The organism is Erythrobacter sp. 3-20A1M, from assembly GCF_018636735.1.
Classification (GTDB): domain Bacteria; phylum Pseudomonadota; class Alphaproteobacteria; order Sphingomonadales; family Sphingomonadaceae; genus Alteriqipengyuania.
On the sequence record NZ_CP045200.1, the window covers coordinates 839,702 to 854,458 of the forward strand.

Genomic DNA, 14,757 nt, shown 5'->3' on the forward strand with positions numbered 1-14,757 from the left:
GCTATCATACTAATGGTGCAAACAACACCGCAGCCCGCATAGAAGCCGATCCCCCATCAATTCCGCAATGCGAATAAACGGGGCCCTCACTCCTCCGCCGCCAGCAGGTAGAGCTGTCGCGCGGCGTCGATCGGCTTGATCTCGCCGCCGTTCTCGTAATGCCAGAAGGTCCAGCCGTTGCAGCTGGGCGCGCCTTGCAAATCCTTGCCGAGGCCGTGGATCGAGCCGCTTTGTTTGCCGCATTCGAGCGAGCCGTCGGCGCGCACGGTGGCGGTCCAGCGGCGTTTCCTGTCGAACAGCTGCGTGCCCGGCTTCAGCATGCCGGCCTCCACCAGTGCGCCGAAGGCGACCTTGGGCGCGGTCCGGCCCGCCTGCATGGTAGTGAGCGCGCTCTCGTCCAGGGGCAGTTCCTTCTCGATCCGCTTCAGCGCGGCATCGCGATAGACGCCCTCCCGCTCGCACCCGATCCATTCGCGGCCCAGCCGCTTCGCCACAGCCCCGGTGGTGCCGGTGCCGAAGAACGGGTCGAGCACCACGTCGCCGCGCTCCGTCGTCGCCAGCAGCACGCGATACAGCAGCGCTTCGGGCTTCTGCGTCGGATGGACCTTGTGCCCGCCTTCCTTCAGCCGCTCCGCCCCGGCGCAGATCGGGAAGAGCCAGTCGCTGCGCATCTGCAATTCGTCGTTCAGCGTCTTCATCGCGCGGTAGTTGAACTGGTAGCGTGCCTTTTCGCCCTGCGAACACCACAGCAGCGTCTCGTGCGCATTGGTGAAGCGGGTGCCGCGGAAATTGGGCATCGGATTGGTCTTGCGCCAGACGATGTCGTTGAGGATCCAGAAGCCCAGATCCTGCAGGATCGCGCCGACGCGGTAGATGTTGTGATAGCTGCCGATCACCCACAGCGCGCCGTCGGGCTTCAGCACGCGCTTCGCCTCGGTCAGCCAGGCGCGGGTGAAATCGTCATAGCTCGTAAAGCTGTCGAAGCGGTCCCACTCGTCCGTCACCGCGTCGACATGGCTGCCGTCGGGCCGGTTGAGGTCGCCGCCGAGCTGGAGGTTGTAAGGCGGATCGGCGAAAACCAGATCGACGCTGGCATCGGGCAGCCCGCGCATCGCGGCCACGCAATCGCCGCCCAGGATCTGCCCCAGCGGCAACAGCTCCCTTGGCGCGGCGACCGGTTTGGCCTTGGCCCGCGCACGCTGCTTCGTCGTGGTCTCGACGACCCCCATTCCGATCCCCCTCGTGAAAACTTATCCACAGGGTGAGTCCATCGGGACTCCACGTCAACCGCTCAATTGCCGCGCGGGTTGTTTGAAACGTTGCAGGGACGTGCGGAACGAAGCGAGTCCGCCACAAGATATGGGGTGCGTGGCCGCGCGCGGGACTCAAGATGGTGCGGTGTGGCCGTGCGGACTCACCAGCGCGCTTTCGCCTAGTCGACGGGGGCTAGGCCGGGATCGACGCCGGTCATCTCGATCGAGGTCTCCCACAAACGCGCCGCCAGCAGAGGATCTTGCGCGGTGTCGGTCGCGAACGCACGACCCGAGCTGTTCCCGCGCACTTCCATGAAGCCATAGGGGCCGAGATAGCTGCCGGAGGTAACGCGCGGATCGGTCGCCGCCTGCAGGGCGGGGAGCGCGCCCTGCCGTGCGCTGTTGAGAACCACGCCCATCAGCGGGCCGAGCAGCGTCGCCGCGCCGAGATGGCGCATCAGCTCGCTCTGCGCCACGCCGGGGTGGCACCCGATCGCCGCGACCGGCGACTTCGCCGCGCGCAGCCGCCGGTCGAATTCGAACGCCATCAGCAGGTCGGCAAGCTTGCTCTGCGCATAGAAGCGCTGACGGTCGTAACCTTTGGCTGCGTCGAGATTGTCGAAGTCGATCCGCCCGCGCTTGTGCGCGATGCTCGACTGGATCACCACGCGCCCCCCGCCGTCCTGCGCCAGTCTGTCGAGCAAATGCCCGATCAGCGCGAAATGGCCGAGGTGATTGACCGCGAATTGCAGTTCCGTGCCCGCCGTCGCGTGGCCGAGCGGGGGCATCATTACGCCGGCATTGGCGATCAGGAGATCGAGTTTCCTCTCCTTGCCAACCGTCTGCGCCGCCGCCTCGACCGAAGACAGGTCGGCGAGATCGCATGCGACGAACGCCAGATCGGCAGCGGGGGTGTGCGCGGCGATCTTCGCCATCGCATCGCGCGCCTTGTCCTCGCTGCGGCAGGCGAGGAGGACGCGCGCGCCGCGCCGCGCCAGCTCGTCCGCGATGTGGTAGCCGATGCCGGTATTCGCACCGGTCACGAGCGCGGTGACGCCCGCCTGCTTGGGAATGTCGTCAAACGTGAAACCGGTCATGTGGGGAACATCTCCGTCTGCGCGACCGGAGCGAAGCTGCGCCGGTGCAGCGGACTCGGCCCGTGCAATCGCAATGCAGCGAGGTGATCGGCGGTTCCGTAGCCCTTGTTGCGGTCCCACCCGTAATGCGGATGGCGCGCGGCCTCCGCCACCATGATCCGGTCGCGCCATTCCTTGGCGACGATGCTGGCGGCGGAGATGGCGCGCTCCTTCGCATCGCCGCGCACGATCGCGCGGGCGGGCCAGGCCCAGCGCTCGCACCGGCCGATGGGCGTCAGATTGCCGTCGATCAGCGCGATGTCCGGGGCCCGGCCAAGCGAGGCGACGAGCCGCTCGACCGCCAGGCTCATGGCCAGCATGGTCGCGCCGAAGATGTTGCGCCGGTCGATCTCGTCCGGCTCCACCACGCCGACACCCCAGGCACAGCGGGCGCGCACCGCGAGGTCGATCTTCGCCCGCTTGGGCGCAGCAACCACTTTCGAATCGGCGAGGCCGCCGGGGCACGGCTTGCACAGCACTACTGCGGCGGCGACCACCGGCCCTGCCAGCGGCCCGCGCCCGGCCTCGTCCACGCCCACCACCAGCTCGCCCGCGCCGAACCCGGCACCGAATGCGGCGTGGGGCGTTCCCGACAGCATGACGATACGCTCGCTTTCCATCTCGCTCGCCCTATCGCTCCCCGCCGCGCTGATCTCAAGCTGCGGGGGCACGACATCCGGGGATGGCGCGACCTCGCAATCCACCCCGCCGCCCGTCGGCTCCACGTCGCAGGCGCCGGACGAGACCATCGGCCCCTTCGCGATCACCGACATGGGCACGTTCGATGAGCCGTGGGCCGCCGCCTTCGCGCCGGGCACGTACACGCTCTTCGTCACGGAGAAGGCGGGGACGATGAAGTTCGTCGACACCGCCACCGGGCGAATCGGCACCGTCAGCGGCGTGCCGAAGGTCGATTACGGCGGCCAGGGCGGGCTGGGCGACGTCGCCTTCTTGCCTTCCGAAAGTTCGGCCACGCTCGACCGGCGCACGATCTACCTGACCTGGGTCGAGGCGGGCGACGGCGACACGCGCGGCGCGGTGCTGGGGCGCGGCGAGCTGGTGTGCGAGCAGGCCGATGCCTGCGCGATCCGCGGCATGAACGTGATCTGGCGGCAGGAGCCGAAGGTGACGGGTCGCGGCCACTTCTCGCACCGCATCGCCTTCTCGCCGGACGGCAAATACCTGTTCCTGTCCAGCGGCGAACGGCAGAAGGGTTCGCCCGCGCAGGACCTGTCGGTCAATCTGGGCAAGGTGCTGCGCCTCAATCTCGATGGCTCCGCCGCGGCGGGTAACCCCTTCGCGGACCGGGGCAGCCCCTCCGACCAGATCTGGTCCTACGGCCATCGCAACCTCCTCGGCCTGCATTTCGACAGCGCCGGGCGGCTGTGGGATCTGGAGCACGGGCCGAAGGGCGGCGACGAACTGAACCATGTCGTGCGCGGCGAGAATTACGGCTGGCCGATCGTCTCCGATGGCGTGAACTACGACGGTTCGCCGATCCCCGATCATTCCACGCGGCCCGAGTTCAAGGCCGCCGCGATCGGCTGGACCCCCGTGATCGCGCCGGGCGATTTCGTGTTCTACGACGGAAAGCTGTGGCCCGAATGGACGGGCGATGCGATTATCACCGGGCTTGCGACCGAGGCGATCATCCGGGTGAAGATGGACGGCACCAGCGCGACCGAGGCCGCACGGTACAAGTTCGGCCATCGCCTGCGCGAGATCGAGGAATGCCCGGACGGTGCGCTGTGGCTGCTGGAGGATGGCGATGGCGGCCGGTTGCGCAAGCTGACGCCGTCCGGCCGATAGCCGGACCGGCAGCGCGGCGAAGGCAAAATTGATCGACAGGCCGCGCGCCTCACCCTACCGCGCGCCGCCACGATGACGACGCTGATCCCCCTTTCCGCGGTCGAGCCTGCCATGCTCGAAGAGCTGCTCGACGCGGCGTTCGGGGAGGATCGCCATGCACGCACCGCCTATCGCATCCGGGCCGGCATGGACTGGCTGCCCGCGCTCAGCTTCGCCACGCTGGACGAGGACGACCTGCTGGTCGGCACGATCCAGCTCTGGCCGATCGCGCTGATGACACGCGAGGGACGCGCGCATCCGCTGCTGATGGTCGGTCCCGTGGCGGTCATGCCGGGCCGCCAGGGCGAGGGGTTCGGCAAGGCCATGCTCGCCGCCGCGCTGGGCGCGCTGGATGTGGAGACATCGCCCGGCCGCCCGCCACTGCCACAGGTGCTGATCGGCGATCTCGACTATTACGGCCGCTGGGGCTTCTCCGCGGAGCATACCGCCGGCTGGCGCTGCCCCGGCCCCTACGACCGCGCGCGCCTGCTGCTGCGGTGCCCCAACCCGGCGGTGCTGCCCGCCGAAGGCATGCTGGGGCCGTGGCCCGAGGCGTCCTGACCGGTCCCGTATTGAGCGCGTCGCCGCGATCTGCCATCGCTGCCGCCCATGCCCTATCAGCCGCCCCCCGATCTTGCCGGACTGACGCTGGCGCAAATCGCCGAGCAGGTCGCGGCGCGCAAACTGCCGCCGGTCGAACAATGGTCGCCCGAGCGCGAAGGCGACAGCGAGATGCGCATCGCCGCCGACGGCACTTGGTTTCACCAGGATAGCCCCATCGCGCGCGCGGGCATGGTGCGCGCGTTCTCCGGCCTGCTGACCCGCGACGCGGACGGCGCGCATTTCCTCGTCACCCCGTTCGAAAAGCTCACGATCGCGGTGGAGGACGCCGCGTTCATCGCGACCGATGTGGGCGAGAGAGATGGCGCGCTCGCGTTCCGCCTCAACACCGACGAGCTGGTGGTGGCGGGGCCGGACAACCGGATCGTCGCGCGCGGCGATGCGGAGCGTCCCGCGCTCTATCTGCAGGTCCGGCGCAGGCTGGAAGCGCGGCTCAATCGCTCGACCTACGAACAGCTGGCGCAGATCGCACTCGGCCAGGGTGACGACTGGAGGGTGACGAGCGAGGGAGAGCGCTTCTCGCTGGTGCCGGAATGAGCGCCCCAGGAAGCGCTTTATTCGATCGCCTCGCGGCCCTGTTCGAGGAGGGGCATCGCGCCGATATTCCCGACCTTCTGACCGACGAGCGCTTCGCCCACACCGCCCGCTCCACCGATGCAGCGGTGCTGATCGCCGTCACCGAACGCGAGAATCCGGGCGTCATCCTGACGCAGCGGCCCCAGGATATGCGCGACCATCCGGGCCAGGTCGCCTTCCCCGGCGGCAAGATCGACGCGGGCGAAGATGCGATCGCGGCGGCCTTGCGCGAGGCTGAGGAGGAGATCGCCCTGTCGCCTGCCGACGTGCGCGTGATCGGCGCGACCGACCGCTACCAGACCGGCACCGGGTTCGAGATCACCCCGGTGCTGGGCGTGATCCCCCCCGATCTGCCGCTGGTCGCCAATCCGGGCGAGGTCGCCGCGTGGTTCGAGGCACCGCTGGCGACCCTGCTCGACCGGGCAAGCTGGGAAGAGCATTCCGCGTTCTGGCGCGGGGTGGAGCGGCGCTATCTCGAATACCATCACGATGGCTATCGCATCTGGGGCGTGACCGCGGCGATCATCGCAAACCTGTCGCGCCGAATCGCCTATGCCGAGCTGTTCGATGCCTGATCGGCTGCCCGATGCCCCATGGCTGCGGCGCGAGGATCTGCCGCAACTCGTCGCCGCGCTGGGGGCCGAAAACGTGCGCTGGGTCGGCGGGGCGGTGCGCGACACTTTGCTCGGCCTGCCGGTCAACGATGTCGACGCGGCCACGCCCCTGCTGCCGCAAACCGTGATCGATCGGCTGAAGGCGGCGGCAATCAAGGTCGTCCCCACCGGGATCGAGCACGGGACGGTCACCGCCGTGCTGCCGGAAGGGCCGGTCGAAGTCACCACGCTGCGCCGCGACGTTTCCACCGACGGGCGGCACGCCACCGTCGCCTTCGCCACCGAATGGCGCGAAGATGCCAGCCGGCGCGACTTCACGATCAATGCGCTCTACGCCGATCCGGAGACGCTGGCGGTCCACGACTGGTTCGACGGGCTGGCCGATCTGGCGGCCCGCCGGGTGCGCTTCATCGGCGACGCGCGGCAGCGTATCCGCGAGGATCACCTTCGCATCCTGCGTTATTTCCGTTTCCAGTCGCGCTTCGGCAGTTTCCCGCCCGACGCGGAGGCGGCCGAGGCATGCGCCGAACTCGCCCCGATGCTGAAAGGCATCAGCCGCGAGCGGATCGCGAATGAGCTGCTGCGGCTGCTGGGCGCCGACGGCGCAGAGCAGACGGTGCGCTGGATGGCCGAGCTCGGCGTGCTGGCGGTGGTGCTGCCCGAGGCGGATGTCGCGCGTTACGACATCGCGCGCGAGGAGCGGGCGCATGGCATCGCCGCCGATCCGATCCGGCACCTCGCCGCGCTGCTGCCCGCCGAACCCGAGACCGCCGCCAGTGTCGCCAGCCGCCTGCGCCTGTCGAACGCGCAGAAGAAGCGGCTGGTCGCCGCCGCCGCGCGCGAGGCGGGCGATGCGGACGATCCGCGCGCGCTCGCCTATCGGCTGGGGACGCAGAGCGCCATCGACCGACTGCTGCTGGCCGGACGGGATGCGAGCGCGCTGCGCGATTTCGTGCCCCCCGTCTTCCCGCTGAAAGGTGGCGAGATCGTCGCGCGTGGCGTGGCTGCCGGGCCGGAGGTTGCGCGCGTGCTGCGCGCGGTCGAGGCGCGCTGGGTGGCGGAGGGGTTCCCGGATCGCCGGCGGGTCCAGGAACTGCTCGAAGACGAACTCGGCGACCTGACTGGCGGGAGCTAACCCCGCACGACAAGTCAGTCCCAGCTCGGGTTAAGGCACCCTTCATCCGGTGTGTGGCATAACCCTTGCATGATGCGGTGTTCGGAAGAGTTCCCCTCATTCCCCCGCATCGACTGTTCCCTGGCGCCACCAAGTCCAGGGTCGCGGGACGGGTCGGGCCTTTGGGTTCGGCCCGTTTCCCATTCCATAAAATGGTACCTCAGTGAAAACGGTTGTCCTTCGGGAAGCCGTTGGGAGGCATGCGCCCAGCCGCGCCGCGCGCAACCTTCCATTGCCAGATGTCGGTCTCTGTCCGGGTGCGCCCGGTTTCGCCGCCCATCGGCCAGCTCAGGCCGTCCTCCAGCTTGAACGTGATGGCATCGGACAGCCCCCCGTCGCGGTAGCGTTGCAACTGGACGCCCTGCCCGCGCGTCATCACCGGCACTTCCTCCAGGTTGAACACCACCAGCTTGCGGTTGTCGCCCACAGCGGCGACGTGATCGTCCCCGGTGCCGATGGGTCGCGCGACCACCAGCTTCGCATCGCCCTTCAGGTTCATCACCTGGCGCCCTTTGCGCGTTTCGGCCAGCAATTCGCCGGTTTCCGCCGCGAACCCCTTGCCGCTATCCGCCGCCAGCAGGACGCGCGCGCCATCGCGGTGCACCAGCAGCGCGGCGATATGCGCGTTCGCGTCGAGGTCCAGCGTGTTGCGAATGGGCTCTCCGAAGCCGCGCGCGCCGGGCAGCTTGTCCGCCCCCATGGTGTAGAACCGCCCGTCGTCGGCGGCGATCAGCAGTTTGTCGGTGGTTTGCGCGTGGATCGCGAAGGCAAGCTCGTCCCCTTCTTTGAACTTGAAGTCCTGGTCGAGCTCGACATGCCCCTTCGCCGCGCGGACCCAGCCCTTCTGCGACAGGATGACCGTCACCGGCTCCTTCTCGATCATCGCATCCATGCTGAATTCGACCGCGGGCTCCGCCTCCTCGATATGCGTGCGGCGCGCGCCCAGCGGCGTGTCGAGGCCGTATTCCTTCTTCAGCGCGTTCAGATCGCGCTTCAGCCGCGTACGCTGGCGCGCCGGGCTGCCGAGCAGCTTCTCGAGCTCGTCCTGCTCCTTCAGCAGCTCGTCCTTCTCGGCTCGCAGCTGCATTTCCTCCAGCTTGCGCAGGGAGCGCAGCCGCATGTTGAGGATCGCCTCTGCCTGCCGGTCGGTGAGCGAGAATTCCGCCATCATCACCGCCTTGGGCTCGTCCTCGTAGCGGATGATCTCGATCACCCGGTCGAGGTTGAGGAAGGCGACGATGTAGCCCTCCACCAGCTCCAGCCTCCGGGCGATCTGGTCGAGCCGGTGCTGGCTGCGGCGCTGCAGGATCTCGATCTGGCTGCGGACCCAGTTTTCCAGCAGCTCCTTCAGCCCCATCACCATCGGCGTGCGGCCCATGCCCGGCTGCGTGTCGAGCACGTTGAGATTGAGGCCGAAGCGGGTTTCGAGATCGGTCAGCTTGTAGATCGATTCCTTGAGCAGCTCGGGATCGACCTTGCGGCTGCGCGGGACCAGCACGATGCGGATCGCCTCGTCGCTTTCGTCGCGCACATCCTCCAGGATCGGGACCTTCCGGTCGGCGATGGCAGCTGCGATCTGCTCGATTAGCTTGCCTTTCTGCACCTGGTAGGGGATCTGGTCGATGACGAGCTGCCATTGCCCGCCACCCATCCGCTCGATTCCCGCCGCGCGGTCCGCCGCCGTTCCGGCCTCCGCCGCATGGAAGCGCCCGCGGACCCGGAACGAGCCGCGCCCGGTCTCGTAGGCGTTGGCGATCGTTTCAGGGCTGTCGACGATCAGCCCGCCGGTCGCGAAGTCCGGCCCCTTGAACAGTTCCATCAGCCGCGCATGCTCGACGTGCGGGTTGTCGATCACCTCCAGCGTCGCGTCCACGATCTCCGAAACGTTGTGGCTCGGGATGTTGGTCGCCATGCCCACGGCGATCCCGCTGGCCCCGTTGGCGAGCAGGTTGGGGAACAAGCCGGGGAAGATCTCCGGCTCCTGCTCCTCGCCATTATAGGTCGGGATGAAGTCGACCGTCCCCTCGTCCAGCCCCTCCATCAGGCGCAGCGCGGTGCGGGTCAGGCGCGCCTCGGTATAACGATAGGCGGCGGCGTTATCGCCGTCGATATTGCCGAAGTTCCCCTGCCCCTCCACTAGCGGATAGCGCAGAGCGAAGTCCTGCGCGAGGCGGACCATCGCGTCGTACACGCTGGCATCGCCATGCGGGTGATACTTGCCGATCACGTCGCCCACGACGCGGGCCGATTTCTTGAATGCGTCGGTCGGATTGAGCTTCAGCTGCCGCATCGCCCACAGCAGACGGCGGTGGACCGGCTTCAACCCGTCACGCAGATCGGGCAGGCTGCGCGCGGTGATGGTGGAGAGCGCATAGACCAGATACCGCTCCTCCAGCGCGCTGTCGAAAGGGGCATCGACGATCGCGTCGAAGGGGTCTTTATCGTCGTCCAGGGTTGTCGCCATGCATTCGCCCTACCACCGCCACGCTTCGCCTGTAAGCCCGGAACGAGGCGCTTTTCCCGTGCGTTCAAAGGGGGAACACACAATCAAGGAGTACCCCCACATGAGCAAGGTATGCATTCTCGCCACCAATGGCTTCGAGCAGTCGGAACTGTTCAAGCCGAAGGAGAACCTGGAGAACGCCGGAATCGAGACCGAGGTGGTCAGCATCGAGAGCGGCGAGATCAAGGCTTGGGACCAGGACGACTGGGGCAAGACGATCAAGGTCGACAAGACCTTGGATGAAGTGAAGAGCTGCGAAGGCTACGACGCGCTCATGATCCCCGGTGGCCAGATCAACCCCGACCTGTTGCGCGTCGACGACCGCGCCGTTGCGCTGGTCCGCGAATTCGACATGGCAGGCAAGCCGATCGCGGCTATCTGCCATGCACCGTGGATGCTGATCGAGGCGGGCATCGTCGAGGGAAAGACGGCGACCTGCTACAAATCGATCCGCACCGATCTGAAAAACGCGGGCGCGAACGTGGTCGATACCGAATGCGCGCAGGACGGCAATCTGATCACCAGCCGCAATCCGGACGATATTCCGGCATTTTCCGAGGCGCTGATTGCCCGCGTTAAAGAGAAGGTAACCGAGAACGCCTAATCCGATCGAACAGCCAACAAGAGAAAACCCCGTCGCATCGCTGCGGCGGGGTTTCTTGTTTCTTGCCTTTGGCGGCTTTGCCCCCGCCACCCGGCCATCTAGCCTGCGGCTAGCGACCGGGCGCAGTAGCGTCTAGCGCGGCTGGCGGCCGGTGCGCCCACGCGCATGGGGGCTGGGCTTCTGGCTGTTCCCGCGCGGGGTCGCCTCGACGCGGCGGGGCTGCCCTTCGGACCGGCCCTCGCCTTCACCATCGCGGCGACGGTTCGGATTGGGCTTGCCGCCACGCGCATTGTTGCGCTGGCCGCCGCGTCCCTGGCCGCCTTGGCCACCCTCGCGGCGCGGGCCACGATTGCCGCCACCGCGTTGACCGTCACGACCGCCGCGCGGTGCGCGCTCCTGCGGGGCGGAGCGCGTGCGCTCCTCTTCTTCCTCCACCACGGCGCGGAAGCCACTGGGGAGCGGAACCTTGGTCAGCGTGACCTTGGTCAGGCGCTGGATGTCGCGCAGGTAATCGCGTTCGTCCGGCGCGCACAGCGAGATCGCCATGCCCTCGCGCCCGGCGCGCGCGGTGCGGCCGATGCGGTGGACATATTGCTCGGCCACATTGGGCAGCTCGAAATTGAACACGTGGCTGACGCCCGGAATGTCGATCCCGCGCGCGGCGATATCGGTCGCGACCATGATCTTCACCTTGCCGCGGCGGAACTCGTCCAGCGCCCGCTCGCGCTGGGGCTGGCTCTTGTTGCCGTGGATGGCATTGGCACGGATACCGGCCTGGCCCAGCTTCTTCACCACGCGGTCGGCGCCATGCTTGGTGCGGGTGAAGACCAGCACCAGATCCATGTCGCCGCTCGCAAAACCCTTCTGCAGCATCAGGGTCAGCAACGCCTGCTTCTCCGGCTGGTTGACGAAGGTGACGAACTGCTCGACCCGCTCGGCCGTGGTGGATTGCGGGGCGACCGAGACATGCGCGGGATTGCGCAGGTACTTGGCGGCGAGATCCTTGATCTGCTTGGGCATGGTGGCGGAGAACAGCAAGGTCTGCCGCCCTTCGGGCAGCAGGTCGACGATCTTGCGCAGGGCATGGATGAAGCCGAGGTCGAGCATCTGATCGGCCTCGTCCAGGACCAGGATTTCCACCGCGCGCAGCGTCAGCACGCGCTGGTCGATCAGGTCGATCAGGCGGCCCGGTGTCGCGACGAGGATATCGACCCCGCGCGACAGCTTCTGCCGATCCTTGCCGACGGAGGTGCCGCCGACCACGCTGGCCACGGTCAGGCCCGACAGCGCGCCGTAATCGCGGGCGCTTTCGGCAATCTGGCCGGCGAGTTCGCGCGTCGGTGCGAGCACCAGCATGCGGCACGATTTGGCTGGCGCGCCGTGCTCGCCCGCCGACAGGCGATCGATCGAGGGCAGCATGAACGCCGCCGTCTTGCCGGTGCCGGTCTGCGCGATGCCGAGAAGGTCGCGCCCTTCCAGCACGGTGGGAATCGCCTGTTCCTGGATCGGCGTTGGGGCGGTGTAGTTCTTCAGGTCGAGCGCCTGGAGGATGGGCTGCGACAGCCCGAGATCTTCGAATTTCATGTGTTTATGACTCGCAAAATATGCGTCGCGCACGAGCGAGTGCTCACGCGGGAAGCGGGGGTTGGAAGCGCCCGCGTGAAAGGAAGCTTTGAAAGAGGTTTGGAGGCGGGGCCGGTGCGGGAAAGGGCCGCTTCACGCTATCGGGTCCCCGCGAGTTGACGGGCAGATGGGCGCGAACGGCGCGAAAGTCAATGAAAAGCGCATGAAGTCCAAACCCGCGGTGCCGAAAGACGAGCCCTGGGCGCTTCTACCCGGCTCACACCCCGCGCATGTCCCGGCTCTCAGACGGAATCTCCACCTCCAGCCCGTCGAGGTCCGGGGTCAGGTCGATCTGGCACGACAGGCGGCTGGTTGGACGCACGCCGTGGGCGAGGTCGAGCATGTCTTCCTCGTCCTCGCTTGCTGCGGGCAATTTAGCGAACCAGTCGCGCGCGACGACGACGTGGCAGGTGGAGCACGCCATCTGCCCTTCGCACGTCCCCTCCAGCGGCAGGCCCGCTGCCTGCCCGACGCGCAGCAGGTTGTCGCCCGGCTCCGCCTGCGCTTCGACCCGCCGGTCGTTCGCGGTAGTGAAGACGACCTTCATCGCTGGGCATCCGCCGCGGCGTTGATCAGATGCGCGGCTTCCTCGATCTCCTCGATCGTGGTGTAGCGCCCGAAGCCGAGGCGGATCGAGCTCTTCGCCTGCTTGTCCGACAGGCCGATCGCCTTCAGCACATGGCTGGGGCGCCCCGATCCACTGGCGCAGGCCGATCCGGCGGAAAACATCACGTCGCGGCAATCGCTCATCAGCCGGTTCACGTCGAGCCCCTTCTGCCGCAGATTGAGATTGCCGTGCCAGCGCGCTTCCTCGCTGCCGTTCAATGCCCAGTTCTGGCCGAAGAGCGCCCGCGCGCGCTGCCACAGCTCCTCGACATGCTCGGCGTCGCGCGTCATCCGCTCCTTCGCCTCCTGCGCCGCCGCGCCGAACCCTGCGCACAATGCCGGGCTGAGCGTGCCGGAGCGCAGGCCGGCCTCCTGCCCGCCGCCGGTCTGCACCTCGTTCAGCTCCAGCCCGCCGCGCACCCACAGCGCGCCGATGCCCTTGGGCCCATGGATCTTGTGCGCGCTGACCGCGATCATGTCGGCGCCGGTCACCTCGACCTTGCCGTAAGCTTGCACCGCGTCGCACAGATAGAGCGCGTTCGCGGCCTTCGCCTTGCGGTGCCAGTCGACCGTCGGCTGCACCGTGCCGATCTCGTTATTGACCTGCATCACCGCGACCAGCCGGGTGTCGTCGGGCAGGTCCTGCTTCGTATTGCACTGGCCGTTCTTGGCCACATTGAGTTCGTGGCACCGGCCGAGCGCGTGCGCGGTGTCGAGCACCGCGGCATGCTCGATCGCGGAGACGGAGATGGAACCCTGCGGCTCGCCTTCAGGCCGCGCGGTGCCGCGAATGGCGAGATTGATCGCCTCGGTCGCCCCGCTGGTGAAGATCACCCGCCCGCCTGCCGGGTACAGCGCCGCGACCTGATCGCGCGCGAACTCCACCGCGGCGGCCGCCTGCCGCCCCATCCGGTGCGGACTGTTGGGATTGCCGAACGCGGTCCCGCCCGGCCCGTCGAGCCAGCGCAGCATCGCATCGCGCGCCTCGGGCGCGAGGGGGGTAGTCGCCTGGTAGTCGAGGTAGATCATAATATCGTGCTCACCCTGCCCTAACCGTCGCCCCGGACTCGATCCGGGGCTGGGCTTTACCTTTCGCACTGCGCCCGAAGGTAGCCTTGCCCCGGATCAAGTCCGGGGCGACGAGATAGAGGGGAATAGGGAAGATCATGCCTTTGCCAGATCAAGCCAGACCTCACAGAAGCGTTCCACCTCAGCGCGTGTGGTGTTCCAGCCAAAGCTGACGCGAATCGTATTGGTAGCGACCTCGGGTTCGACCTGCATCGCCTCCAGCACCCGGCTCGTCTTCATCGTCCCGCTCGAGCAGGCAGAGCCCTGAGACACCGCGATCCCTGCCATATCGAAGCGCATGACCTGCGCGGTAGCCGACATGTTCGGCATGGCAAGGGCGCGGATGTAGGGGGTCGGGTCGGACAGATCATCGGACAGCCATGTACCGCCAACGGCGCGGCATTCGCTGGCAAGGCGGTCGAGCGGTTCGAGCACTCCCGGGTCGATATAGGGGCTCCCGCACGCCTCTAGCGCCGCAACCATTCCGAGCGCGCCGGGCAGGTTCTCGGTCCCCCGGCGATAGCCACGTTCCTGCCCTCCACTGGGGTGGAGCAGGGCATAATCCTTCACTAGCAGCGCACCGACGCCGATAGGGCCGCCGAACTTGTGCGCCGAGACGATGGCCATGTCGGATGGCGGGACCGCGAATTTTCCCGCGCTCTGGGCGCAATCTGTCAGCAGCAGGGCACCGTTGTCATGGATGGTTTGTCCGATCCGAGCCAGCCCCTGCCGGTTGCCGGTTTCCGAATTGATGTGCTGCACCGCGACGAGGGTGCGATGTTCGGTCAGGGACGTGCTGAGCAGCTGGGCATCCACGGCTCCGTCCTTCCCGACCGGAAAGGTGAAATCGACCATATCGGACATCAACGCATCATGCTCGACGCTGGACATATAGGTTACCGGGGCAGCTGCATGACCTTGCGCCAGCGAAGCCGCCTCGCTCGCACCACTGGTAAAGATAACCTCGCCATCCCACCCCAGCGCCGTCTTCACCCGCTCGCGCGCGTCCTCCAGCGCGGCGCGCGCGCGGCGCCCCTCCGCATGAGGGCTCGACGGATTGGCCCACAGCCGGAACCCCTCCTCCATCGCCGCCCGTGCCTCGGGGCGCAGCGGCGTGGTGGCGGCATGGTC

Annotated in this window: 14 protein-coding genes; 6 read left to right on the top strand and 8 right to left on the bottom strand. The window is 67.6% G+C overall.

All coding sequences use genetic code 11. The features are described from left to right. Positions 1-86: 86 nt before the first annotated feature. The 3 genes from F7D01_RS04080 to F7D01_RS04090 form a co-directional block, all read right to left on the bottom strand. Complete coding sequence (locus tag F7D01_RS04080; protein WP_215228957.1) at positions 87-1,229, bottom strand: site-specific DNA-methyltransferase; 1,143 nt, start codon at positions 1,227-1,229, stop codon at positions 87-89. A 203-nt stretch (positions 1,230-1,432) separates the two neighbouring features. Next, positions 1,433-2,350, bottom strand: a complete 918-nt coding sequence (locus F7D01_RS04085; protein WP_215228958.1) for an oxidoreductase — start codon at positions 2,348-2,350, stop codon at positions 1,433-1,435. After that, complete coding sequence (locus F7D01_RS04090; protein WP_215229659.1) at positions 2,347-2,988, bottom strand: ribonuclease HII; 642 nt, start codon at positions 2,986-2,988, stop codon at positions 2,347-2,349. Before F7D01_RS04090 ends, F7D01_RS04085 begins: the two co-directional genes overlap by 4 nt. Between F7D01_RS04090 and F7D01_RS04095 the strand changes: the two genes are divergently transcribed. From F7D01_RS04095 to F7D01_RS04115, 5 genes are all read left to right on the top strand, one after another. Further along, positions 2,987-4,198, top strand: a complete 1,212-nt coding sequence (locus tag F7D01_RS04095) for a PQQ-dependent sugar dehydrogenase (RefSeq protein WP_215228959.1) — start codon at positions 2,987-2,989, stop codon at positions 4,196-4,198. The genes F7D01_RS04090 and F7D01_RS04095 overlap by 2 nt on opposite strands. A gap of 72 nt (positions 4,199-4,270) precedes the next feature. Continuing rightward, the gene (locus F7D01_RS04100; RefSeq protein WP_215228960.1) at positions 4,271-4,798 is read left to right on the top strand and encodes a GNAT family N-acetyltransferase; all 528 of its coding nucleotides are present in this window, start codon (positions 4,271-4,273) and stop codon (positions 4,796-4,798) included. Between the two features lie 48 nt (positions 4,799-4,846). Continuing rightward, positions 4,847-5,395, top strand: a complete 549-nt coding sequence (locus tag F7D01_RS04105) for a DUF1285 domain-containing protein (RefSeq protein ID WP_215228961.1) — start codon at positions 4,847-4,849, stop codon at positions 5,393-5,395. Beyond that, a complete protein-coding gene (locus F7D01_RS04110; protein ID WP_215228962.1) occupies positions 5,392-6,009 on the top strand; it encodes a CoA pyrophosphatase in 618 nt (205 codons plus the stop codon). Before F7D01_RS04105 ends, F7D01_RS04110 begins: the two co-directional genes overlap by 4 nt. Further along, positions 6,002-7,183, top strand: coding sequence for a CCA tRNA nucleotidyltransferase (locus F7D01_RS04115; protein WP_215228963.1), 1,182 nt, complete (start codon positions 6,002-6,004; stop codon positions 7,181-7,183). The genes F7D01_RS04110 and F7D01_RS04115 overlap by 8 nt, the downstream gene beginning before the upstream one ends. A 199-nt stretch (positions 7,184-7,382) precedes the next feature. On the opposite strand, the gene parC is transcribed toward F7D01_RS04115, so the two are convergent. Further along, positions 7,383-9,686 carry a DNA topoisomerase IV subunit A gene (parC, locus tag F7D01_RS04120; RefSeq protein ID WP_215228964.1) on the bottom strand — a complete coding sequence of 768 codons (2,304 nt, stop codon included), beginning with the start codon at positions 9,684-9,686 and terminating at the stop codon, positions 7,383-7,385. Positions 9,687-9,786: 100 nt separating this feature from the next. Between parC and F7D01_RS04125 the strand changes: the two genes are divergently transcribed. Next, positions 9,787-10,329, top strand: coding sequence for a type 1 glutamine amidotransferase domain-containing protein (locus tag F7D01_RS04125; protein ID WP_215228965.1), 543 nt, complete (start codon positions 9,787-9,789; stop codon positions 10,327-10,329). A gap of 132 nt (positions 10,330-10,461) precedes the next feature. Here F7D01_RS04125 and F7D01_RS04130 read toward each other — a convergent pair whose 3' ends face one another. From F7D01_RS04130 to F7D01_RS04145, 4 genes are all read right to left on the bottom strand, one after another. Continuing rightward, positions 10,462-11,913, bottom strand: coding sequence for a DEAD/DEAH box helicase (locus tag F7D01_RS04130; protein WP_215228966.1), 1,452 nt, complete (start codon positions 11,911-11,913; stop codon positions 10,462-10,464). Positions 11,914-12,169: 256 nt separating this feature from the next. Continuing rightward, the gene (locus F7D01_RS04135) at positions 12,170-12,499 is read right to left on the bottom strand and encodes a 2Fe-2S iron-sulfur cluster-binding protein (protein WP_215228967.1); all 330 of its coding nucleotides are present in this window, start codon (positions 12,497-12,499) and stop codon (positions 12,170-12,172) included. Next, positions 12,496-13,587, bottom strand: a complete 1,092-nt coding sequence (locus F7D01_RS04140; RefSeq protein WP_215228968.1) for a cysteine desulfurase family protein — start codon at positions 13,585-13,587, stop codon at positions 12,496-12,498. The genes F7D01_RS04135 and F7D01_RS04140 overlap by 4 nt, the downstream gene beginning before the upstream one ends. A gap of 135 nt (positions 13,588-13,722) precedes the next feature. After that, positions 13,723-14,712 carry an aminotransferase class V-fold PLP-dependent enzyme gene (locus F7D01_RS04145; RefSeq protein WP_251567052.1) on the bottom strand — a complete coding sequence of 330 codons (990 nt, stop codon included), beginning with the start codon at positions 14,710-14,712 and terminating at the stop codon, positions 13,723-13,725. Positions 14,713-14,757: the final 45 nt, after the last annotated feature.